17 protein-coding genes and 1 riboswitch are annotated in these 20954 nt (G+C 70.2%); of the genes, 6 read left to right on the top strand and 11 right to left on the bottom strand.

The features are described 5' to 3' along the window. Window positions 1–192: 192 nt before the first annotated feature. Complete coding sequence (locus tag ACWD35_RS01645; protein WP_451349108.1) at window positions 193–1617, bottom strand: aldehyde dehydrogenase family protein; 1425 nt, start codon at window positions 1615–1617, stop codon at window positions 193–195. Then, window positions 1617–2717 carry a phenazine biosynthesis protein gene (locus tag ACWD35_RS01650; RefSeq protein ID WP_451349109.1) on the bottom strand — a complete coding sequence of 367 codons (1101 nt, stop codon included), beginning with the start codon at window positions 2715–2717 and terminating at the stop codon, window positions 1617–1619. Before ACWD35_RS01650 ends, ACWD35_RS01645 begins: the two co-directional genes overlap by 1 nt. A gap of 148 nt (window positions 2718–2865) precedes the next feature. Here ACWD35_RS01650 and ACWD35_RS01655 point away from each other — a divergent pair, with 148 nt between their 5' ends. Then, on the top strand, window positions 2866–3342 hold the full coding sequence (locus ACWD35_RS01655) for a MarR family winged helix-turn-helix transcriptional regulator (protein ID WP_451349110.1): 477 nt from the start codon (window positions 2866–2868) through the stop codon (window positions 3340–3342). On the opposite strand, the gene ACWD35_RS01660 is transcribed toward ACWD35_RS01655, so the two are convergent. The 3 genes from ACWD35_RS01660 to ACWD35_RS01670 are packed head-to-tail and all read right to left on the bottom strand — an operon-like array spanning window position 3328 to window position 6019. Further along, window positions 3328–4182, bottom strand: a complete 855-nt coding sequence (locus tag ACWD35_RS01660) for an energy-coupling factor ABC transporter ATP-binding protein (protein ID WP_451349111.1) — start codon at window positions 4180–4182, stop codon at window positions 3328–3330. The genes ACWD35_RS01655 and ACWD35_RS01660 overlap by 15 nt on opposite strands. Further along, entirely contained in the window at window positions 4170–4931 is a 762-nt protein-coding gene (gene cbiQ, locus ACWD35_RS01665; protein ID WP_451349112.1) for a cobalt ECF transporter T component CbiQ, read from the bottom strand. The genes ACWD35_RS01660 and cbiQ overlap by 13 nt, the downstream gene beginning before the upstream one ends. Window positions 4932–4933: 2 nt before the next feature. Continuing rightward, window positions 4934–6019 carry an energy-coupling factor ABC transporter permease gene (locus ACWD35_RS01670; protein WP_451349113.1) on the bottom strand — a complete coding sequence of 362 codons (1086 nt, stop codon included), beginning with the start codon at window positions 6017–6019 and terminating at the stop codon, window positions 4934–4936. Window positions 6020–6470: 451 nt separating this feature from the next. Between ACWD35_RS01670 and ACWD35_RS01675 the strand changes: the two genes are divergently transcribed. Next, window positions 6471–7508, top strand: coding sequence for a 3-oxoacyl-[acyl-carrier-protein] synthase III C-terminal domain-containing protein (locus ACWD35_RS01675; protein ID WP_451349114.1), 1038 nt, complete (start codon window positions 6471–6473; stop codon window positions 7506–7508). A gap of 123 nt (window positions 7509–7631) precedes the next feature. On the opposite strand, the gene ACWD35_RS01680 is transcribed toward ACWD35_RS01675, so the two are convergent. Continuing rightward, window positions 7632–8606: an FAD-dependent oxidoreductase gene (locus tag ACWD35_RS01680; RefSeq protein WP_451349115.1), complete on the bottom strand. Its 975-nt coding sequence runs from the start codon at window positions 8604–8606 to the stop codon at window positions 7632–7634. A 173-nt stretch (window positions 8607–8779) separates the two neighbouring features. Here ACWD35_RS01680 and tsaA point away from each other — a divergent pair, with 173 nt between their 5' ends. Next, window positions 8780–9253 (top strand): tRNA (N6-threonylcarbamoyladenosine(37)-N6)-methyltransferase TrmO, encoded by a 474-nt coding sequence (gene tsaA / locus ACWD35_RS01685; RefSeq protein ID WP_451349116.1) that lies wholly within the window; start codon window positions 8780–8782, stop codon window positions 9251–9253. Between the two features lie 10 nt (window positions 9254–9263). On the opposite strand, the gene ACWD35_RS01690 is transcribed toward tsaA, so the two are convergent. After that, the gene (locus ACWD35_RS01690) at window positions 9264–9740 is read right to left on the bottom strand and encodes a MarR family winged helix-turn-helix transcriptional regulator (RefSeq protein WP_451349117.1); all 477 of its coding nucleotides are present in this window, start codon (window positions 9738–9740) and stop codon (window positions 9264–9266) included. A gap of 194 nt (window positions 9741–9934) precedes the next feature. Between ACWD35_RS01690 and ACWD35_RS01695 the strand changes: the two genes are divergently transcribed. From ACWD35_RS01695 to ACWD35_RS01705, 3 genes are all read left to right on the top strand, one after another. Next, entirely contained in the window at window positions 9935–10660 is a 726-nt protein-coding gene (locus ACWD35_RS01695; protein ID WP_451349118.1) for an SDR family NAD(P)-dependent oxidoreductase, read from the top strand. A 143-nt stretch (window positions 10661–10803) separates the two neighbouring features. Beyond that, window positions 10804–11595 (top strand): helix-turn-helix transcriptional regulator, encoded by a 792-nt coding sequence (locus ACWD35_RS01700; RefSeq protein WP_451349119.1) that lies wholly within the window; start codon window positions 10804–10806, stop codon window positions 11593–11595. A gap of 76 nt (window positions 11596–11671) precedes the next feature. Beyond that, complete coding sequence (locus tag ACWD35_RS01705; RefSeq protein ID WP_451349120.1) at window positions 11672–12253, top strand: histidine phosphatase family protein; 582 nt, start codon at window positions 11672–11674, stop codon at window positions 12251–12253. On the opposite strand, the gene ACWD35_RS01710 is transcribed toward ACWD35_RS01705, so the two are convergent. The 4 genes from ACWD35_RS01710 to ACWD35_RS01725 all read right to left on the bottom strand — a co-directional run bounded on the left by ACWD35_RS01710 (window position 12247) and on the right by ACWD35_RS01725 (window position 20882). Next, on the bottom strand, window positions 12247–12996 hold the full coding sequence (locus ACWD35_RS01710) for a CbtA family protein (protein ID WP_451349121.1): 750 nt from the start codon (window positions 12994–12996) through the stop codon (window positions 12247–12249). The two genes, ACWD35_RS01705 and ACWD35_RS01710, sit on opposite strands and share 7 nt — an antisense overlap. 20 nt (window positions 12997–13016) lie before the next feature. Then, a complete protein-coding gene (locus ACWD35_RS01715) occupies window positions 13017–13238 on the bottom strand; it encodes a CbtB domain-containing protein (protein ID WP_451349122.1) in 222 nt (73 codons plus the stop codon). A 36-nt stretch (window positions 13239–13274) separates the two neighbouring features. Beyond that, window positions 13275–13396: riboswitch (cobalamin riboswitch) on the bottom strand. Between the two features lie 93 nt (window positions 13397–13489). Further along, window positions 13490–14212 (bottom strand): hypothetical protein, encoded by a 723-nt coding sequence (locus ACWD35_RS01720; RefSeq protein ID WP_451349123.1) that lies wholly within the window; start codon window positions 14210–14212, stop codon window positions 13490–13492. A 1-nt stretch (window position 14213) separates the two neighbouring features. Further along, entirely contained in the window at window positions 14214–20882 is a 6669-nt protein-coding gene (locus ACWD35_RS01725; protein WP_451349124.1) for an RHS repeat-associated core domain-containing protein, read from the bottom strand. Window positions 20883–20954: the final 72 nt, after the last annotated feature.

Raw genomic sequence — 20954 nt, forward strand, 5'->3', positions numbered from 1 at the left:
CGTCCCCCGATCACGCCTGCTATTCACGGCTCAATAATCATCACTAGAACTGACGATTACTGGCAATTGCTAGCGCTGCGCAAGAAGCCGTCGGCGCGGCGGCCCGGCCACCGGAAAGGCGGGAGCCGCGACTGCGGCTCCCGCCCCGCAGTCGCGGCTCAACACTCAGCACTCGGCGCCCGGCGCCCGGTGTCAGGCCGTGACGGCCGTCTCCCGTCGCCACGGCGGGACGGCACCCGGGGCGCCGTAGCCGCGCGCCTCCATCAGCTCGTGGCTCAGATAGCCGTCGTGCGGGCTGACGTCACCCGCCGACCAGGTCGGGAACGCCCCGAAGAGGACCTTGCGGATGGTGGGCTCGCGCAGCGCCTGGCGGGCCAGTTCGGGATCGTCGCCCAGCACGGTCAGGGACAGCGTGTCCCGCAGTGGGGCGAGCCCCAGCTCGCGCTTCCACGGCACGATCCACACGCAGGGGAAGGAGAGTTCGATGCGCGCGCCCGGGTGGTCGGGCCGGTCGCACAGCAGCACCGCGGGCCGCAGCGCCGCCGAGCCGTCGCCGAGATCGGCCACCGGGCCGTCCGGGTAACGGCCCTCCGCCACGTCCACGGCACCGTCGAGCCGGCTCACCAGCAGCTCCCGCACGGCGCGGGCCTCCGCGAGCGGCAGCACCGGCAGGCCCGCCTCGTCCCGTTCGGGCGCGGCCGGCGTCAGCCGGGCCAGCCGCTCCGCCACGGCCTCGGCGAACTCCCGGGGATCGGCGTCGGTGAACACCGCGGTGGCGCAGGTGCACCGCATGCCCCCGTCGTACCCGACCGACTCGCACACCACGTCGAGCACCTCCTCGGTGATCGGCCCGCTGTGCAGCAGCTTGGAGCGGCCCGGCCCGCGCAGGATGACCCGGCGGTCGTTGCCGTACTTGCGCACCGCCGCGTCGCCGCCGAAGACCAGGCTGAAGTCGGCCGCCTCCACCAGCGCGTCGCCGGTGGCGTGGTCGCCGGGCAGCAGGGAGAGCAGGGAGGGCTCCACCCCGGCCACCAGCAGGGCCTCGATCATCCGGGCCGGGGTGAACGGGTCGCGGCTGCCCGGGCGCACCACGAGCGCGTACCCGCAGGCCAGCGCGGTGAGCCACTGGGTGTGGGTGCCCGGGTTGTTGCTGGGCGCGATGACCGCGAGCACATCGCCGCGGCGGACCCACACCCCGGAGATCTCGCCGGGAGCGAGCGTGTGGCCCGCCCCGGCGGGACGCTCGGCCGCGACGCGGGCGCCGACGCCTGCGAAGGTCCGCGCCATGTCCTCCAGGGAGTGCCGGGCCACGGTGATCGGCACTCCGGCGGCCCGCGCCTGGATCCGGCAGTACTGGTCCGGGTCGAGTCCGCCGAGGGTCGCGGTGGCGAAGAGCTTTCCGGCCTCCTGCAGCAGCTCGGGGGCGGGGGCGTCGCTCGGGCCGCGGTCCGCGGCGCGCCGGCGCGCCTCCTGCACTGCGAGCCGGGCCAGCAGCGGCGGCGCCTGGTGCACCGTGGCCAGCGGGGTGCCGTCGACGCCGTCGAGGGTGAGCGACTGCGCGGAGCGCACGGGCACACCGGCCCGGATCAGCGGCAGTTCGTACAGCGCCTCGGTCATCAGTAGACCCCCTCGACGACCTTGGTCCCGAGCGATTCGTAGGGGCGCACGTCCGACACCTCGATGCCGGGGTAGCCGTCGGCCGAGGCCCGCCGCACCGCGGTGTCGCGCTCCAGCGTCGGCGGCGTGAAGTAGTCCCGGGTCAGTACGGTGATCCGCACGCGGCCCTGCTCGTTGACGTCCACGAGCCGCTCGGGCTGCTCGGGGTCGACCAACTCGACCACCGAGTAGGGGAAGTAGGGCCGGAACGTGCAGAGCGCGGCGTCGCCGGGGCGCCGGGTGCGCTGCGGCGCGACACCCATCATGGTGTTGCCGTACGCACCGGCCAGCTTGGCGTCCGGGAACACCTCCTCGTCCAGCAGCCGCAGGGTCTCGCCGTCGATGCTGGTGCCGCCCCACACCATGCCGCGGAGCTTCTCCCGCATCAGCGCGTACACGTCCTCGCGCCCGACGACCTTCTCCAGGATGCGCGGGGTCGTGGAGATCGCCCGGATGTCCTGGGTGAGCAGCACGTCCTTGACCTGGTCCAGGATGTGGTCGATGTAGCGCTGGGCGTCCTCGAACCGGCCCTCGGTGTTGCAACGCCGCACCCAGCGCGGGTCCAGGTCCACGAAGTACGTGAGGAACCCACGCAGATGCGACAGGACACTGATGTTCCGCGCCATGACATGTGGCCCGGTCGGGCCGATGTGCAGCCAGTGGCCGTCGCCGGAAGGGAAGCCCTGCTCGTCCAGCATCATGCTCTGCCAGGCGACGTTCCGCGCACGGGAGGTCGCGTCGACGATGCGCTTGGGAGCGCCGGTGGCGCCGCCCGACTCGAAGACGCCGTAGCGGTCCGGGCGCCCGGTGCAGCCGCGCGGCACCAGCGTGTGGGCCGGTATCTGGCTCCAGTCCACCGCGACATCGGCGAAGAGGCGCAGATCGTCAAGGGTTTGTACGTCCTTGAGCGGGTCGAAGCGTAAGCCTTTCGCACGCTCCACCCAATACGGACTACCGGTGAGCGGTGAGAAGTGCCACTCCATCGCCGCCCTGACCAGTTCGTCCGGGTGGGGCGGTTCGTCGATGGGCGGCTCGAACACGGAGCTGAAGTCGTCGGCCATCTCGGATCGGCCCGTCCTTCTCCTCGGGACACCCCGTGCCGCGCGGAGCGCACGACATAGGCTGTCATCCTGATCGTCAGCATTACTGACGTAATCGGGAGTATGTAGGATTGCGCTCAAGAGCGTCAAGGTCCAGGGAATGCACGACATGACTACGAAGCGCGAGGCCGCGAAGGGCTCGACACCGGCCGCGGACGGCCCGCCCCCGGCGGACCTCCCCGAGGCGATGCGGACGTCCTTCCCCTTCCTGCTCGACAAGGGGGCGCAGCGCATCTCGGACCTGGCGCACGAATCGCTGGGCGCGTTCAACCTCACCCTGCGCCACTTCGGGGTGCTCAACCTGGTCGGCCTGGAGGAAGGGCAGATCCAGCGCGCCGTCGGGGCGCGGCTCGGGATCGACCGGACCTCGGTCGTGGCGCTCGCCGACGACCTGGAGAAGGCGGGGCTGCTGGAGCGCCGCCGGGGCGCGGACCGGCGCGCCTACGAGCTGTACCTCACCCCCGCGGGGGCGGCCCAACTGCGCCAGCTGCGCCGGCTGGTCGAGCTGGCGCAGGAGGACTTCCTCGCCCCGCTCGACGAGCGGGAGCGGGCGGCGCTGCGGTCACTCCTGCTACGGCTGCTGTGACCGTCCCCCGGTGACGGATCCGGTGGTGACGGATCCCGTGGTGACGGGTTCCTGGGCGACGGCGTCCGGGGCCGGGACGAAGCCGTAGGGCAGCTCCAGGCGGTGGGCGGCCATCAGGTCCGCGTCGCAGAGCAGCTCACGGGTCCTGCCGTCCACGGCGATGGCACCCTCGGTGAGGATCACCGACCGGGGGCACAGCTCCAGCGCGTACGGCAGGTCGTGCGTGACCATGAACAGGGTCACGTCCAACGAGCGCAGGATGTCGGCGAGTTCGCGGCGCGAGGCCGGGTCGAGGTTGGACGAGGGCTCGTCGAGCACCAGGATCTCCGGCTCCATCGCGAGTACCGTCGCGACGGCGACCCGGCGCCGCTGGCCGAACGACAGGTGGTGCGGCGGCCGGTCGGCGAACTCCTCCATGCCGACCAGCGCCAGCGCCTTGTTCACCCGCGCGTCCAGTTCCGGCCCCCGCAGTCCGGCGGCGGCCGGGCCGAAGGCCACGTCGTCGCGGACGGTCGGCATGAACAGCTGGTCGTCGGGGTCCTGGAAGACGATGCCGACCCGGCGCCGGACCTCCGCCATGTTCTTCTGGTCGACGGGCATTCCGGCAACGGTCACGGTGCCCGCGCCGCCGGTCAGGATGCCGTTCAGGTGCAGCACGAGCGTGGTCTTGCCGGCGCCGTTCGGGCCCAGCAGCGCCACCCGCTCGCCGCGCTGGATGGTCAGGTCGACCCCGAACAGCGCCTGGTGACCGTCCGGATAGGCGAAGGCGAGGCCGTCGACCTCCAGCGAGGGCGGCGTGGGCGACGTCGGCAGTACGAGCGAATCGGTCACAGCGTCCATCCCGTCAGACATATGGCAAGGGCGGCGAAAGGCAGGGCGAGGGCGTAGCTCCACTGCGCCCGGGAGGCGACGGCCTCGTCGATGACCGGGATCGTCCCGGCGTACCCGCGGCTGACCATCGCCAGGTGCACCCGCTCCCCCCTCTCGTAGGAACGGATGAAGAGCGCGCCCGCGGACCTGGCGAGGACGCCCCAGTGCTGCACGCCGCTCGCCTCGAAGCCGCGCGACTCCCGGGCGACCTTCATCCGCCGCATCTCGTCGGTGATCACGTCCGAGTAGCGGATCATGAACGAGGCGATCTGGACGAGCATCGAGGGCAGCCTGAGCCGCTGGAGCCCCAGCAGCAGTTCACGCAGTTCGGTGGTGGAGGCGAGCAGGACCGACGCGGCGACGCCGAGCGTCCCCTTGGCCAGCACGTTCCACGCGCCCCACAGTCCGCTCTCGCTCAGCGACAGGCCGAGCACGTGCACGCGGTGGCCCTCCGAGACGAAGGGCATCAGCACGGCGAACGCCACGAACGGGATCTCGATCAGCAGGCGTTTGAGCAGGAAGCCGGCCGGGATCCGGGCCCGGTTCGCCACCACGGCGAGCAGCAGCGCGTACAGGCCGAACGCCCACATCGCCTCCCGGGGCGTCGCCACCACCACGACCACGAAGCAGAAGACGGCGGTCAGCTTCGCGTGCGGCGGCAGGGCGTGCACCGGGGAATGGGCGTGCCGGTAGAGCCGGTGTGCGTGTCCCGCACCCATGGTCAGGACCTCTCTTTCGCGGCGGTCACGGCGGTCGCCTCGACCGCGGCCTCGATGTTCGCCGGGCCCGCGCCGGCCCTGCGGCGGCGGCGCACGGCCCAGAAGACGGTGCTGCCGGCGACCAGGGTCACGCCGACGCCGATCACGCCCGCGAGGCCCTTGGAGACGCGGCCGTCGGTCACGTCCTTGACGCCGTAGCCCGCGAGCGGCGAGTCCGCCGCGGCGTGTTTCCTGGTCTTCTTGTCGATGCCGTTGTCCTGGGCGACCTTGATCAGGCCGTCGGGGTTGGTGGAGGCGTAGTAGCTGACGAAGCCCGCGAGGACGAGTGCCGCCGCGAGCCCGGCGCCCCACACGGCACGGCGCGAGCGCGACGTCGCGCCGGCCGCGGCCGTCGGGGCCGCGTCGACCAGCCGGCCGCCCACGCGCAGCTTCAGCGGCTGGTTCAGGCCGCGGGCCCCGTACACCAGGTCGGGCCGTACGGCGATGACGGCGGACACCGTGAGGGCGGTGATCACGGCCTCGCCGATGCCGATCAGGACGTGGACGCCGATCATCGCCACGGCGACCTTGCCGATCGACACGTCCGTCGTGCCGCCCACCGCGTAGAAGAGGGTGAAGACGACCGCCGCGGCCGGCACCGAGAGCAGCGCCCCGATGAAGGTCGACACCACGATGGAACGGCGCGAGCGCGGCAGCACCTGCACCAGGGCGCGGAAGACGAAGTACGCCACCACGGTCGTCGTCAGCGCCATGTCCGAGATGTTCACGCCGAGGGCGGTCAGGCCGCCGTCCGCGAAGAGCACGCCCTGCATGAGCAGCACGACACAGACGCAGAGGACGCCCGTATAGGGGCCGACGAGTATCGCGGCCAGTGCCCCGCCCAGCAGGTGACCGCTGGTGCCGGCCGCCACCGGGAAGTTCAGCATCTGCACGGCGAAGATGAACGCCGCCACGAGCCCGGCCAACGGGGCGGTCCGCTCGTCCAGTTCGCGCCGTGCGCCGCGCAGCGAGACCGCGATGGCGGTGGCCGCGACCAATCCGGCAGCCGCCGAGACGGGGGGATCGATAAATCCGTCGGGAACATGCATGGGAGCGCTCCGTTTCCTGTGGCTCATCCGTTCCTGCGACTCGACCGCTGCCTTGTCCGCCGGCTTGTCCGCCGGCTTGTCCGCCGGCTTGTCCGCCGGCTTGTCCGCTGGCTTGTCCGCATCGTCTGGCGTCCGATGGTGCACCTGATTGCGAATTGGTCGCAAGAGCTGACCTTTTACAGATAAGTTAAAGATGCAGGCGATTCACGGACGCAGCTGCCAGGCCGACGCGGCAAAGGATCACGGATTTCGCAGGTCGTCGCGAGAATTACCGGACTGCGCCAACGCCCCTTGTTTGCACGAGAGTTTCTCTCTCGTTCATTGAGGCTCACACCGGCACGCGGGGCGCTCGGGCGGCCCGTGCCGCGCTCCCTTGACGCGCGCTTCGCGCCTGGAACAGACTGTTGCTGATTATCTGCATCACTGATGATGCTTCATCCATGGAGGACCTGTGCGCTCGTCACCTCCCTTAGCGGAACCCCTGCGGATCGCGGCTGCGAGCCTCTGGCTGCCGGACGGTCGCGACACCACCGAGGCCGCCCTGGCGGCCGGGCGCGTCGACGAGGAGACGGCCACCCGCCTCGGGTATCGAGAGCTCACGGAGAGCCTCGACCTCGCCGCGCCCGAGATGGCGGTCCGCGCCGCCCGGGACGCGCTCGAGGCGGCCGGCTGGGACGGCGCGAGCGTCGGCCTGGTCGCCCACGCCTGGATCTGCCACCAGGGACACGACTTCTGGTCGCCGGCCAGTTACGTCGCCCACCACATGGGTGCGTCCAGAGCGCTCGCCCTCGGTATGCAGCAGATGTGCAACGGCGGCGCGGCGGCGCTGGAGACCGCGGTGGCGCGGATGATCGCCGATCCGCGCGTCGAACGCTGCGCGGTCACCACCGCCGACCGCTTCCTCGCCCCCGACTTCGACCGCTGGCAGGGCGACTACGAGACGGCCTACGGCGACTCCGGCACCGCCCTGCTGATCGACCGCCACGAGGGCCCCTACGAACTGCTCTCGGTGGCGACCGTCGCGCGCTCGGAGTACGAGATCATGCACCGGGACGAGGCCGCGTTCAGCCCGGCACCGCGCGCCCTGCCGCTGAACATACGGCGCACCAAGCGCGCCTTCGTGGCCTCCGGCGGCAAGGAACCCTTCGCCGCGACGATGATCGAGGCGGTGGACGAGGTCGTACGGGCGGCGATAGCCGACGCGGGCCTGACGCCCGAGGACCCGCGGCTACGCTTCCTGACCCTGCCCCGGCTCGGCAGCACCACCCTGGAGGAGTTCTTCGAACCGGCGATGCGGCGACTCGGACTGGGCCACACCGAGATCCTCGGCCTGGGCGGCGGCACCGGGCACCTGGGTGCCGGGGACTCGGCGGCCAACCTCGCCGACCTGCACACCGACAAGCGGCTCGACGAGGGGGACATCGCCCTCCTGCTGAGCCTGGGCGGCGGCTTCAGCTGGTCGTGCATCGCGGTGCGGGCGGTCGCCTGATGAATCGTCAGTTCACTGACGGATGAGCTGATTCTCAGGACAGCCACGAACCGGAAAAGGGAAAAGCAAATCGGAACCGGAATAACAGAATTCCGGTTCCGACTTTCGTTCGGCTCAGGAATTTCAGCCCGCCGCCAGCTCCAGGACGACGCGTGCACAGCCCCAGGACAGGCCGACGGCGATGCCACCGTGGCCGTAGTTGTGGATGATCCGGGAGTTACCGACCGTCTCCGCCTCCAGCCGGGGCTGCTTCCGCGAGGCGCGCAGGCCGACCTCGACGCCCGTGACCCGGGCCCCCTCGATCCGCGGCTCGACGGCGATGCAGCGGCTGAGGATCTCCTCCGTCTGGGCCGGGTCGGGCTCCAGGCTCCAGTCCTCGCGCCCGGCGGTGCCGCCGAGCACCAGGCGGGAGCCGTGCGGGAAGAAGCTCGTCGCCTTCGGGCCGGCGTTCTGTTCGTAGAAGAACTCCTCCACGCCGGGGTTCTCCACGATGACGTGCTGGCCGCGCACCGGGAACACCATGGGGTCGTCGGCGAGGGCGCGGGCGCCGACACCGGCACAGTTGACGACGAGCGGCGCCTGGGCGGCGGCCTCGGCCAGCGACTGGACGGTGCCGGTCTCGACGCTGCCGCCGGTCGCGCGGACGCGCTCGGCCATGTAGTCGAGGTAGACCGGCATGTCGATGATCGGCATCGTGGCCCAGAACGCCACGGGGAAGCCGGCACTCTCCTTCTCGTCGCAGGCCTGGAAGTCGGGCAGGCTCTCGGCCAGCTGCCGACCGCCGGCCTTCTGGTTGACCAGCCGCCCGCGGGCGGTGTGGACGCCGGTGCCGGGCCGGTTGGCCAGGGCGGTGAACTCGGTCAGGCTCGCCTGCTGCCAGGCCCCGGTGACGTCGACCGGCGCGAACTTGGCCGCCGCCTCCGTCTCGTCGGAGATCAGGGGGCCGCCGATGATGGCGCCGGCCACCGCCGAGGTGGTCTCGCGAGGCGGCCGTTCGGCCAGGACCCGTACCGCACAGCCCTGTTCCGCCAGGCACACCGCGGTGGTCAGCCCGGCCACTCCGGCGCCGATGACCAGCGCTTCGGTTCGCTCTGTCACGCGACTACACCTCTCGTGATGATGGCGACGTACCGCTCAGACGTAGCGCATAAGACGTACGTCTGGGACGTACTCCTAACAGGTCAGCATTCTTGATTGTCAGCCGTCTGTCAATTAGATTCCAAGGCACCTACGCCGGTCGGCAGGGGCCGGACGTACCGCAGGGAGGCCCGGTGAAGAACGCACCCGTACACCCCGACGCCGACATGACGATGTCCGTGTCACCGATCGGCTATGTCACGACGGACTTCCAACGTCCGCAGGACGCACCGCCGCAGGCCACCATGGCCTACGCCAGCCAGGGCCGGGTCGTCGTCTTCGACCGGTTCGCCGGGGGTCTTGAGGGGCTGTTCAGCGGGCAACACGTCTGGCTGCTCAGCTGGCTGCACAGCCAGACGGACGAGGAGGCGGCCCCGCTGAGGCTGACACCACGGGGCTGGGCGGGCACCGGGCGCACCACGGGGGTCTACTCCACGCGCACCCCGAACCGGCACAACCGCATCGGCCTGAGCCTGGTACGGGTCCGCGAAGTCCACGCCGACGCACTGGACTTCGAGGGGGTCGACCTGGTCGACGGCACCCCGGTGCTCGACATCAAGCCGTACTCGCACGGCTCCGACACACCGCCCTCCGCGGAACAGGGCTGACCTGGCAGAACTAGAGAACGCGCAACAACAGCTCGCGCAGTTCCTCGCGTTCGTCCCCCGACAGCGGAGCGAGGAACTCCTCCTGGACCAGATCGATCAGGCGCCTCAGCTGCCACAGCTGGGCCGCCCCGCGTTCGGTCAGATAGAGCGCGAAGGAGCGCCGGTCGGGGCCACGGCGGCGCTCCAGCAGGCCCGCGTCCTCGAGGTCGTCGGCGAGCCCCACGACCGTCGTACGGTCGATGCCCAGCCGGGCGCCCACGACCCGCTGGATCTGCCCCTCCTCCAGGCCCACGAGGTTCAGCACGCCGTAGTGGCGCAGCGTCAGGCCGAAGGGGATGAGCGCCTCATGGGCCCGCTCGGTGATCCGCTGGGACGCCTTGCGCAGCAGGAAGGGATAGGACTCCTTCACGGACTCGGGCAGCGTCACCAGGAAGGGCGGGTCCTGGCTCGGGGCCGGGCCGGCCGTGGCGTCACTCTGCGTCGCCATTCTTCACACCATCCCTTGACGTCGCCACCGAGCGGCCGACATACTCCAACTCGTCAGCATCATTGACAATCAGTGTATCAACTGAGCGCGCTCGGGCCAAGAGCGCGTACGGTCTGACGGCACGGTCTGACGGCCCCCGTACGCCTCGTGGAGCGCGGCACCTGCCCATACCGACCCCCCTGAGGAGTGCGGAGATGACCCGGATCGTTCTGGTGACCGGTGGCGGAACAGGCATTGGCAAGGCGACGGCGGCGGCCTTCGCGGCCTCCGGCGACCGGGTGTTCATCACCGGCCGGCGCGCGGAGGTCCTTGAGCGGACGGCCAAGGAGCTGGGCTCCCAGGTGACCGCCCTGGCCTGTGACGCCACCGAGCTGGAGCAACTGCAGGCGCTCACCGGTCAGTTGCCGGACGAGCTGAACGTGCTGGTCAACAACGCGGGCGGGAACCGGGACCTGGGCGCCGCGCCGGCCCGCGGCCTGCAGGCGCTCGCCGACAGCTGGCGCGCCAACCTGGAGTCCAACCTGATGGGTGCCGTGCTCACCACGGCGGCCGTCGACGGGCTGCTCGTCCGGGGCAGCACGATCGTGAACATCGGCTCTTTCGCCGCCGACCGCGGCGCGGGCTCGTACGGTGCGGCCAAGGCGGCCATGGGCAGCTGGAACATCGCCCTCGCCCGGCAGCTGGGCCCGCGCGGCATCACCTGCAACGTGGTCGCCCCCGGCTACATCGAGGACACCGAGTTCTTCGGCGGGACGCGCACCGACGGATTCCGGAAAGTGCGCCTGGAGGAAACCCTGGTGGGCCGCGTCGGAAACTCCGAGGACATCGCGCAGACCGTCCACTTCCTCGCCTCCCCGGAAGCCCGCTACATCACCGGGCAGGTGCTCCGCGTGGACGGCGGCGTCATTCCCACCCGCTGACAAGGGGCCCTTCCGGGCCATTGCCAGGAGCGTTCTGCCCACGAGACTTTCATGGCGGGGCGGGGGCGGGGGCGGGGGCGGGGGAGCCCCCTTCGGCTCTTTTCCATATGGGGGGATATATGGAATATCTGGTTCAGCGATCCGTGACGACCATTCGCGAGCGCTTCCACGAACCACTGTGCCTGGACGATCTCGCCCGCTCGGCCATGATGAGCAAGTACTACTTCCTGCGCCTTTTCAGTCGCGTCACCGGCGTGACCCCGGGACGTTTCCTGAGTGCCGTGAGGCTGTACGAAGCGCAGCGACTGCTGCTCACCACCTCGCTCAACGTGGCGGAGATATCCGTCCGCGTCGGCTACCGCAGCACCGGAACGTTCTCCCGGCGCTTCAGTGAATCGGTGGGGGTCTCCCCCACCCAGTACCGCCAGCACAACTGCGCGGAGGCCGTGTGCGATCCGCAGGCCCGCGCCTGGGCGGACCAGCCACCGGTGACGGCCGCGGCCGTCGGAACCGCCTCGCTCACCGGCACCGTCCGCGCGCAGGAACGGCCGCTGTCCGCCGCGTACCTGGGGCTGTTCGGCAGCCCGATCATGCAGGGCCGGCCCGTCACCGCCGCGTTCGCCACGGACGACTTCCGGATGTGCGACGTGCCGCCCGGTACGTGGTATCTGCATGCCGTGGCCCACTCGGCGGCGGTGTGGCCGGGCGAACCGTACGCCGAGCCGCCGCTGCTGGTCGACATGGCCGGCCCGCTGCGGATCGCGCCCGGGGCCCGGGTCACCGTCGACCTGTCCCTCCGGCCCTCCGACTGGACCCGGCCGCCGATACTCTCGGCCGTCCCCGGGGTCAGAGGCGCGCTCCTGCCCGTGTTCCACCCCGCGGGCAGGGCCGAGCCCGCCGCAGCCCTTCCCATGGCGCACCTCACGTCCGACTGACCGAGGTGCTGCACCCCGTACGGTACGAGCCCGAGTTGTACCGTGACGGGACACGGAAGACAGGAGGACCGCCCGCGTGACCAGCCGTGTCACCCTCATCTCCCCCGCGACCACCCCGTCCCTGCGGCGGGCCCGGTTCGACGACGGCGACTCGCTCGACGACGGCGGAGCGGCACAGGCCGAAGCGGCGGCAGGGCGGCTGCCCGCCGCCGGGCGTGTCCTCGTCTCCCCCACCGTGCGCTGCCGCGAGACGGCTGCCGCGCTCGGCCTCGGCGCCTCGGCGGAGCCGGCACCGGCCGGCCTGGACGTGGGCCGGTGGCGGGGCCGGACCCTCGAAGAGGTCGGCACCGCCGAACCCGAAGCGGTGGCCCACTGGCTGTCCGACCCGGGCGCCGCGCCGCACGGCGGGGAGTCGGTACGGGACCTGTGCGAGCGGGTCGCGCAGTGGCTGGAGGCGTGCGGCCGGGCCGACGGGCGCATGGTGGCCGTGGTCGAGCCGGAGGTGATCCGGGCGGTGACGGTGAACGTCCTGGACGCGCCCGGACCGGCGTTCTGGCGGATCGACGTCCCGCCGCTCACGGCGACGGAGATCACCGGCCGGTCCGGCCGCTGGAACCTGCGACTGGGGCACGCCCTGGGGGCCGTACCGGGTCAGTGAAGCGAGAGCGCCTGCCCCGCGGGGGAGGCCGCGGGCCTCGGCGACAGCAGCCGCTCGGCCAGTTCACCGAAGAGCAGACCGAAGCCGGACCACAGGGTGACCTGGATGGCCAGGGCGGAGAGCCGGAACCGCCACAGCAGGGTGGCCGAGAAGTCCTTCGGCACCTCGTTGATGACCGGCAGGAAGGCGAAGGCCAGCCCGATCAGGAGGACGTAGCCGGCCACCGACGCGACGGTGGCGTACCAGTTGCCCAGCGAGGGCGCTAGCCGCTTGCCGACGATCACGGCGGCGATCGCGAGGAGCACGCTGAGCAGCATCATCAGGAAGTACAGGGTGGTCCGCTTGCCGATCGTGTCCGGGTCGCCGACCGACGGCGGGCTCGCCGGGTACTTCAGGAACGGCACGACGTACACCGCGAGCAGCGCGCAGCCGCACAGCAGCAGCGCGGTCGCTCGCGGGGAGAAGCGGCCGACCCGGCCGAGGGCGAAGCAGAAGGCGAGCGCGGCGATGCCGCCGAAGGACACCCCGTAGACCAGGACACCGGTGGCGAGGCCCGCGGTGGACTGCAGGGAGCGGGAGACGACTTCCATCTCGTGCCCGTGGGAGTGGGCGTCTTCGTAGCTGATCGCGCTGTCGATGTTCGGCTCGCCGAGGAAGTAGGCGATGACGAGGGCGAGCCCGCCGGCCGCAAGGCCGGCGAGCATGCCCCGCACGAGGAGCTTTCTTACTGTTGCGGAGTTCATGTGAGTGCGGTGCCCCGGCCTCAGTGGCAGGGGAAACCGAGCAGGTGGCGGGCGTCGTGCACCCACTCGTGGACGTCCGTGCCGTTGAACACGGAGGAGGCGCCCTGTTCGGCACCGACGAAGTACAGCAGGACGAGCATCAGGATGCCGAAGAAGACCGCCCAGGGAGCGATGGCCTTCAGCGGCAGCGTGGCGGGTACGGCGGGGGTGGTGGCGGTCGGCTGGGCGACGGTCTGCGCCATGGCAGAACCTCCTCTGGGAGTTCGCGTCCCATCTCGGTGGTGCACAGGACGACAGCCACGGGTCTGACTAACGAGCCGCCAGGGGCGCCTCGCTCACAGTGGCGCGACCGTGCCGGATTCCCACCGGCTTCCGTCGTACCGTCGTCGATTCGGACAGACCGTACCGCGTGTCGCGTGCATGGCCAAGACCGCACCGGCGGACGTGATCTTCTTCTCTCGCCAGAATCCGTCCGCGCTCGAGTGATACGGAGTCAGAAGCGCCCGGCCGCGAAGAGGACGGCGGCTCCGAGCACGGCCATCCCCGCACCGGTGGCCAGCGCGGCCAGCCACGCACGCCACCAGCGCGGAGTCGCGGTCACGGCCGCCAACTCCCTGGGCCCGGACCCGGATTCGGCCCACAGATAAGCCAGAAAACCCGCCCCCGTGATGAGCCCGGCCAGGGCCCAGGCGGGGCCACTGGCCAGGCGGTGCCGCCGAGCGGTGAGCATCCGGGCCAGGACGACCACCCCCGTGAGGATCGCCAGGTACCTGAGCCACGTCCACGGCGTGAGCAGGACGTAGGCGACGGGCACCAGCAGGGTCAGGCCCCCGGCGCCGTACGTGGCGTCGAAGTCGCGGAACCGGATCCGCTCCGCGGAGGCGCCCGCCGCCCGGGTCACGGTCGCCCTGAAGTCGCGGGCGGCCTCGTCGGTGCCCGCGACGAAGCCGGCCGGACGGTAGACGTAACTGTGCTCGTCGAGCGGACCGGTGCTCCAGCGCACCGTGACATCCGTGCCCTCGGCGTCCATCTGCACCGAGTGCGTCCGGCCGGCCTTGATGTCCGCCACCAGCTCGCGCGTCGACCCGGAGGCCGGTACGACGCGCAGCAGCGTGGTGGCGAACGACAGCACGAGCACCAGGAGCAGCGCCCAGCGGGCCGGACGCCAGAGGCTGTCGGGCCGGGCGTCCGACAGTCCGCCAGGGCGCTGCGTCATCTCAGTGCACCTCCATGGTCCAGTAGTAGGTCTGGTACACACTGGCACCGCCGTAGCCCTGCTTCACGTCCGGCATCCCGAAGTGGATCAGTGAAGCGGTCCCCGTGTCGTTGAAGGCCGCGAACGCCACCGTGAAGCTGCGACTGCTGCGGTTCTCGTTGACCACCTGGTAGACCACGTCGTAGCCGCCGGTGAAGGCGTCGGGAGTCTCCGTACCGTGGTGGCCGTTGGTCGCCATTCCGAGCATGTCCTTCGGGAAGTTGCCCAGCTTCTCCCCCAGGTTCTTGCCGTCGACGTAGTCGTCCTGTCCGCCGAGGGCGTTGATGTCCGCGCTGAAGTCGTCGGCCTCAAGCTTCTCCTTCAGTCGCCGGATGATGCCCATGTTGTGCTTGTCCGTCGCCAGTTGCTGGGTGAGCGGGCTGCCGGCGTCGAACGGGACGTTCGCGCCCTTGCCACCCGCCCAGAGCTTGAGCAGATCCTGCCAGCTCAGCTGCGGTGAGTTGCCACCCAGGTAGTTGCAGGCCGCCATGGTGCCGGACGCGACGCTCGCACCTGCCTGGCAGGGGTGCCTGTTGCCGGCGATGGTCATGACGTACGCCTTGAGCTGGGCCGCGAGCGCCGAGTGCACCAGCTTCTCGTTCGAGTCGTCCTTCCAGACGTGGTGCTGGAGCGCTTCCAGGGCTGCCAGGCAGGCGGAGTCGCAGCCGCCGCCACCGCCGTGGTGGCCACCGTTACCACCGTCGCCGCTCGGGGGCGGCGGGATCGGGGGCAGGTCGCCGTACGTACCGTGGTCCCCGCTGCAGTACACCGGGTAGCAGCTTTCCAGACCGCTGGGGTCGCTGTTGTTGATCGGGTTGTCCGCGGCGTAGGTGTACCCGCCCAGTTCCTGCGGCTTGGTCGCCTCGAAGACGGGGTCGACGCTGATGAAGCTGCCCAGGGAGGGGTCGTACTTACGGGCGCCGACGTCGGTGTAACCGGTGCTCGTGTCCTGGGGTTTGCCGAGATAGGAGTGGGTCGGATCGGCCCAGGCCGTGGTGTTGGCGCTGGAGCGTGGCTGCCCGTAGGGCGTGTACTGCTTGCGGGCGACCTGCTGGGTGGTGGCGTCCATGGACAGGTTGGCCGTGCCGTGCGGGTCACCGAAGAGGTACTTCAGCCCGCCGCCGGACAGGCTGGAGCGGACCGCCATCGGCACACCGGCGCCGCCACCGTGCACGTAGGTGCGCACGGCACCGAGCAGCACGTTGGGGGTGACGCTGGTGTTGACGACGATCTCGGTGTCACCGGCGAACAGCGTGGTCTGACCGGGGTCGCGGCGGATCAGCTGGTTGCCGTCCGCGTCGTAGAGGTACTTGGTGGTCGACGGGCTGGTGCCGTCGATGTCCACCTGAGCCAGGTGGCCCTCGTCGTCCCAGGTCAGGGTCTGGCCCGGGCCGCTGGTGGGGGTCCGGGTGCGCAGGTTGCCGTCTTCGTCGTAGCCGAACTTCGTCGGGTTCGTGCCACCGGTGGTGGCGGTCAGGGTGTGCGGCTGCGCACCGGTGGAGTTGCAGCCCGTGGTGCAGCCGTCGGTGTAGCCGGTGGTGGATGTCGTGCCGGAGCTGCCGATGGCGTGGTCGACGCTCTGCTTGCGGTTGCCGATGGCGTCGTAGCCGAAGGACTGCCAGTACGAGCCAGGCGTTGTGGTAAGAGTGCTGGTCGTGGGCGGGTTGGCGGCGCAGTTGTCGTTGGCCGTCCAGGCGTCGGTGAGCCGGTTCAGCGTGTCGTAGCTGTAGCACTGCTGGTCGGTGACGGTGTTACCGGTCTCCGACTGCTGGTCGGTCGTGGACGTCGGGTTGCCCGAGGCGTCGTAGGTGTACTTGGTGTCGTCGACCGTCGGCCCGGGCGCCTGAGTACGGGTGATCAGACGGTCGGTCAGCCGACGCGTCTGGTCGTCGTAGCTGTAGGTGATCCAGGCCGGGTTGGTCGAGGCCCCCATGGTGATCTGCGAGGGCTCACCGTAGTTGGTGAGGACCGTGGCCGCCACGTAGGTGTTGATGCTGCTGCCCGTGGTGGTCGGGTTGCCGAGCGCGTCGTGGCCGTAGGTAATGACCTCGTTCAGCAGGCCCTGGGTGCGCGGGTCGCTCTGCGTGGCCAGCGTCTGGGTGTGCGTCGTGTACGTGAAGGTGGTCGTGTACGTCGACGGCAGCGGGGCCTCCGACGTGGGCAGGGTGATCTTGGTGCCGGTGGGCTTGCCGAGGCTGGTGTAGCCGGTGGTGGCGGTCGTGTACCCGCCGGTCACACCCTGGACGTAGCGCGTGGACGAGGTCGGCAGACCGATCCGGATGGTGTCGTAGGCCCAGGAGGCGAACTGGAAACCGGCCTTGGCCTTGTCCGTGCCCGTCAGCTTGCGGCCCAGCAGGTCGTAGGTGTAGTCGAGCTCGACCTGCTTGGCGTCCTTGGTGGACACCATGTTGCCGGCATCGTCGTAGCCGTAGTTGCTGCCGCCCGCGTCGGGGTCGGTCTGCGAGGTCTTACGGCCGAGCAGGTCGTAGCCGAACGACCACTCGGTCTTGTCGGCGCCGGTCACCCGCGTCCGCTGACCTGCGGAGTTGTAGCCGTAGGTGGTGGCCGAGGTGGTGCCGCCGGTGGCGGTGAAACCGGCCGACGCGGATCCGCTCAGGGTGGGGAGCGCGGTGTACTGGTCGAGTTCGGTGGTCTGGCCGCGGGCGTTGGTCACCGTGGTGGTGGCCACCCCGCCCTTGGCCGGCAGGACGGTGGTCCTGTCACCGGTGTAAGCGGTGGTCGTGGCCCAGGTCTTGGTCCCGGCGTGCTCCTCGGTGAGCAGGTCCGCCCGCCCGAGGCCGTCGTGGTCGGTGACGGTGGTGTCCGGGATGGACACCTGGGAGACCGAGATCAGCTTGCTGCCGGGGTTGCCGCCGACGTTGTAGGCGTTGTTGGTGCCTACCGTCCAGCCGTGCGAGTCGTACTGCGTGTCCGAGACGGTGGTCGTGCTGTTCTCGGCGGTGGTCTGCGTCTGGAGGGAGCGCAGCATCGCGTCGTACAGGGTCTCGCTGGTCTTGTAACTGCCGTTGTCCACCAGTGTGTTGGTGGCCACGACCGAGGGCGCCGTCTGGGACAGGCTGTAGGTGTAGGTCGTGTTCGCCGGTGCGCTGTTGGCCTTGATCTCGTTGGGCAGCCACACCGCCGTCAGGCGGCCGAGGGCGTCATAGGTCAGCGAGGTGAGCAGGCTTGCCGCATCGGTCTTGGCGGTGGGCAGGGCCCGGGCCGGGTCCTGGGTCGCGGTGGTCAGCTGGCAGTCCTTGGACGACACGGTGACCGCGGAGCAGTCCGTACCCGGGGTGACCTGGGTGACGGTCGTGGTGCTGGTGGGCAGCTCGCCGCTGACCGGGCTGTAGGAGGTGAAGACGGACTGGCTCAAGCTCTTGCCGTCGGGCGAGGCGGAGTTGGGGGTGCGGGTGGCCTTCGTGGTGCGGCCGTAGGTGTCGTAGCTGGAGGCGGCCTGGTCGATGAACGAGGTCGCGGTCGCGCCGCTCGCCGCCGACGCGGCCTGCACCAGGGTGGCGTCGCCGTGCGTCGGAAGGGCGGGGTTCGTCCGGCCGTCGCCGTCGTAGCCGAAGGCGTGACCGTCGTAGGAGGTGCGGTTGTCCGAGAGCAGCGTCCCGCTCGGGGTCGCTCCGGCGGTGGAGCAGTCCTGGGCGGTGGTGATGGTCTCGGAGGGCAGCGTCAGCGACAGGTCGGGGTTCGACAGGTAGCGGGTGTAGGTGCACTTTTCGACATTGTCGGTGTCCGCGGTCTCACCGCGGTCGTCGACCTGCACCGGCATACCGGTGGTGGGCTTGTCCAGCGTCGTGTTGTAGAAGGTGTCGGTCTCGGTCTTGCGCCAGCCGTACGACACGGACTGACGGCTCAGCGTCTTGGCGCTGCGGACCATCTGTGCCGTCAGGTCCGACAGGCCACTGCGGTTACGGGTGGCCGTGGGACCGATGATCGTCGGCACGGTGACGACGGCCTTGGTCAGGCTGCCGCCGGAGGCGGTGTAAGTGTCCGACTCGAAGACCTGGCCGCCCAGCGCGTTGTCGTCGGTGACCGAGGTCGCGCCGTCCTGGCTGCTCAGCGACGGCACCGAGCGGGTCTTGCCGCCGGGCAGGGTGTCGCCGTTCATGCCCAGGAAGTAGTAGCTCTTCGACAGCGTCTTCTGGTCGTAGACCTTGGCGCCGTTCGTGTAGTGGAAGACGTTCGGGTCACCGGTGGTGACGTCCACCTCCGGGTAGCCACGGAACTGACCCCAGGTACGGTTCTTCGCCTTGACGACCTCGTTGTCGTCGTAGTGCCAGCCCGGGTTGCCCTTGTAGGCGTAGTCCGTCTCCAGCTCGGGCTGGGTGCCGTCCTGGTAGGAGTTGTGCGGGTCCGTGGTGACGACCGAGCTGACCTTGTACTTGTAGAACCAGTCCATCCACGGCGACGGCTGCCCGTAGGGCGTCCAGTACACCGGGAAACACGAGAGCGTGTTGGTGGAGGCGAAGTTCTTGGCCGCCGCGTCCGTCGGGTCGTTCGGGTCGCTGGCCGGGGCGGTGGAACAGTCCGGCCGGTCGTAGACAACCGTCGTCTCCGCGCCCGTCTCGCTGGTGACCGTCTGGATCCGGTCGTGGTACATCAGCGGCATCTGCGGGATCGTGCCGACCCGGTTGGGCAGTTGGAGCGGCGGGTCAAAGCTCACCGACGGCGTCGAGGTGCTGCCCGACGCACCACCCAGCGTGTCCAGGCCGGTGCGCTGCACCGAGTCCAGCCACAGCGTCGGGGCATGGTCACCGCCGTCCGGGAAGGACTGGGTGAAGCTGTACTTGTCGACCTGCTTCGTCGCCCCACCGCTCTGGATCTGCGTCGTGATCGACGTCAGGCGCTTACGCGACCAGAAACTCGGCCCGTGATTCGTGCAGTTCGTCGACCCCGACGTGCAGTTCAGGTCGATCGGCACGTCCGGCCAGTACGCCGCGTTCGCCGCGGTGAACTGACTGTCCGCACAGGTGTTGCCCGCCGGAGTCCCCGCGATGCACCGCTCGGCCGTGTCGAACAGGATCTGCTCCGGCGCGGTCCCCGAGTAGACCGTCGAGGACGTCATGCCGTAGTCGATACGCGCCAGCGTGCCGCCGCGGGTGTAGGCGACAGCGGTGTCCTTCATGTCCGCGCCGTAGTAACCAGTCTCCGGGGTGTAGTACCAGGCGGTGGCGTTGCCGTGCAGGTCCACCGCATAGTCCAGGTTGAACCGATACCCCAGCGTGCACGACGTCGCGGCGAAGTCCGTGCTGTCCGGGCACGCCGAGAACCCGCCGTGTGCCTGGTAGACCGGCATGGTCCACACCGACTTCGTCTCGTCCTTGCCACTGGCCCAGCCCGGCAGCCGGTTGAGGCCGAAGAAGTACTGCACGCCACCCTGGGTGACCTTGAAGTACTCCTTGTTGTCCGTGCCGTTGGTCGCCGACCCGGTCAAGTCCTCGATCTTCGTGGTGCCGTCGTCCTGAGCCGGGTGGAAGGTCTTGGAGGCGTCGTCGTAGACGATCTGCGTGGACTTGCCGTTCAGCGACAGGGTCAGGATCTGCCCCGCCCAGCAGCTGTCGCCGTCATTCTTCGGCGCACCCGAGGACGAGTCGTCGCTGCACGGCTTGTACGTACGCTCGACGAAGCTCTCCGTCGAGGACCAGCCGTCACCGAGCCAGGAGGACTGGTTGTTCGTCCCCTCCGTCCGCGCGTCCTGGCTGGAGGAGTCGTACGACAGGTCCACCTTCGGCGCCGCGCCGCCGATCGCCGCGGGGACCGCGATCGGGTACGCGTACGTGAACGCCCCGGTGTTGCCGGAGGTCGCCCAGGAGCCGCCCGGGGACAGGCTCGTCGCCGCGTAGTCACCGGACGAGCCGGAGGTCCCGGATGTGGCAGCCATGACAAGCATGGAGCCGGAGGCGGCTGCCGCCGAGCGAGGAGAGGCCGCGCCGGCCGGGGCCGCGGGTATCCCCGGCACGGAGACCTGGGCGGACAGCTTCCCGGGCGCGGTGCGCACCGGCGTCTGCACCTGGCACTTCGTCAATTTCGGGTTGTGCAGGGCACATTGCGGCAGCTGGACCAGGTGCAGACGCGCGGCGAAGTCTCCACCGAAGGCGTAGCGGAACGACGAGTCGTCCACCCGCACGGCGACCTTGCCGCTTCCTGCACTGGTGCGCTGGAGCGTGAAGAGCACACCGTGGACACCGGCGGCACGCGCGGCCTTCTGGTCCAGCACCGTCACCCGCACGCGCTGTGATCCGGTGACGGCGCTCGCCTGGGGCCGTGCGACAGCGGCGGCGCCGAGCAGGACGGGGGTGTTGCCGGCCCGCACCTGAGTCGCCTTGGCGGACAGCCGCGTGGAGGAGGCGGCGACGGGCAGGGTGACCTCGGCGCTGCCCGGCGCGGGCAGCTTCACGTGCGCCGTGGGGTCGTAGTGCTTGAACCCCTTGTGCACGGCGCCCCTGTGGGGCGTGGCGCGGGTGAACGGGATGTGCTTGTCATGCGGAACGGCCGGCGCCGACACGTGGCGCTTCGGCGAGGAGGCCGCCGCGGCCAGCTGGGCGGGAAGCAGACCCGTGAGCACCAGGGCCCCGACCGTCGCGAGCGCCGTACGACGACGTAGGTATCGGGAGTGCAAAACCCCCGGTCTGCGTCTCCACCCCGTTCTTCGCACCATGTGCGCGACCCCCTCCACAAATCAAGAAGCACC

The sequence above is a fragment of the Streptomyces sp. NPDC002671 genome, assembly GCF_053592475.1.

Bases quoted from the DNA above. Each gene is read 5' to 3' on its own strand.
- ACWD35_RS01690 (WP_451349117.1), bottom strand. From the start codon at position 9,740: ATGGCGACGCAGAGTGACGCCACGGCCGGCCCGGCCCCGAGCCAGGAC.
- ACWD35_RS01650 (WP_451349109.1), bottom strand. From the start codon at position 2,717: ATGGCCGACGACTTCAGCTCCGTGTTCGAGCCGCCCATCGACGAACCG.
- ACWD35_RS01660 (WP_451349111.1), bottom strand. From the start codon at position 4,182: ATGGACGCTGTGACCGATTCGCTCGTACTGCCGACGTCGCCCACGCCG.
- ACWD35_RS01715 (WP_451349122.1), bottom strand. From the start codon at position 13,238: ATGGCGCAGACCGTCGCCCAGCCGACCGCCACCACCCCCGCCGTACCC.
- cbiQ (WP_451349112.1), bottom strand. From the start codon at position 4,931: ATGGGTGCGGGACACGCACACCGGCTCTACCGGCACGCCCATTCCCCG.
- ACWD35_RS01655 (WP_451349110.1), top strand. From the start codon at position 2,866: ATGACTACGAAGCGCGAGGCCGCGAAGGGCTCGACACCGGCCGCGGAC.
- ACWD35_RS01720 (WP_451349123.1), bottom strand. From the start codon at position 14,212: ATGACGCAGCGCCCTGGCGGACTGTCGGACGCCCGGCCCGACAGCCTC.
- ACWD35_RS01695 (WP_451349118.1), top strand. From the start codon at position 9,935: ATGACCCGGATCGTTCTGGTGACCGGTGGCGGAACAGGCATTGGCAAG.
- ACWD35_RS01670 (WP_451349113.1), bottom strand. From the start codon at position 6,019: ATGCATGTTCCCGACGGATTTATCGATCCCCCCGTCTCGGCGGCTGCC.
- ACWD35_RS01710 (WP_451349121.1), bottom strand. From the start codon at position 12,996: ATGAACTCCGCAACAGTAAGAAAGCTCCTCGTGCGGGGCATGCTCGCC.
- ACWD35_RS01645 (WP_451349108.1), bottom strand. From the start codon at position 1,617: ATGACCGAGGCGCTGTACGAACTGCCGCTGATCCGGGCCGGTGTGCCC.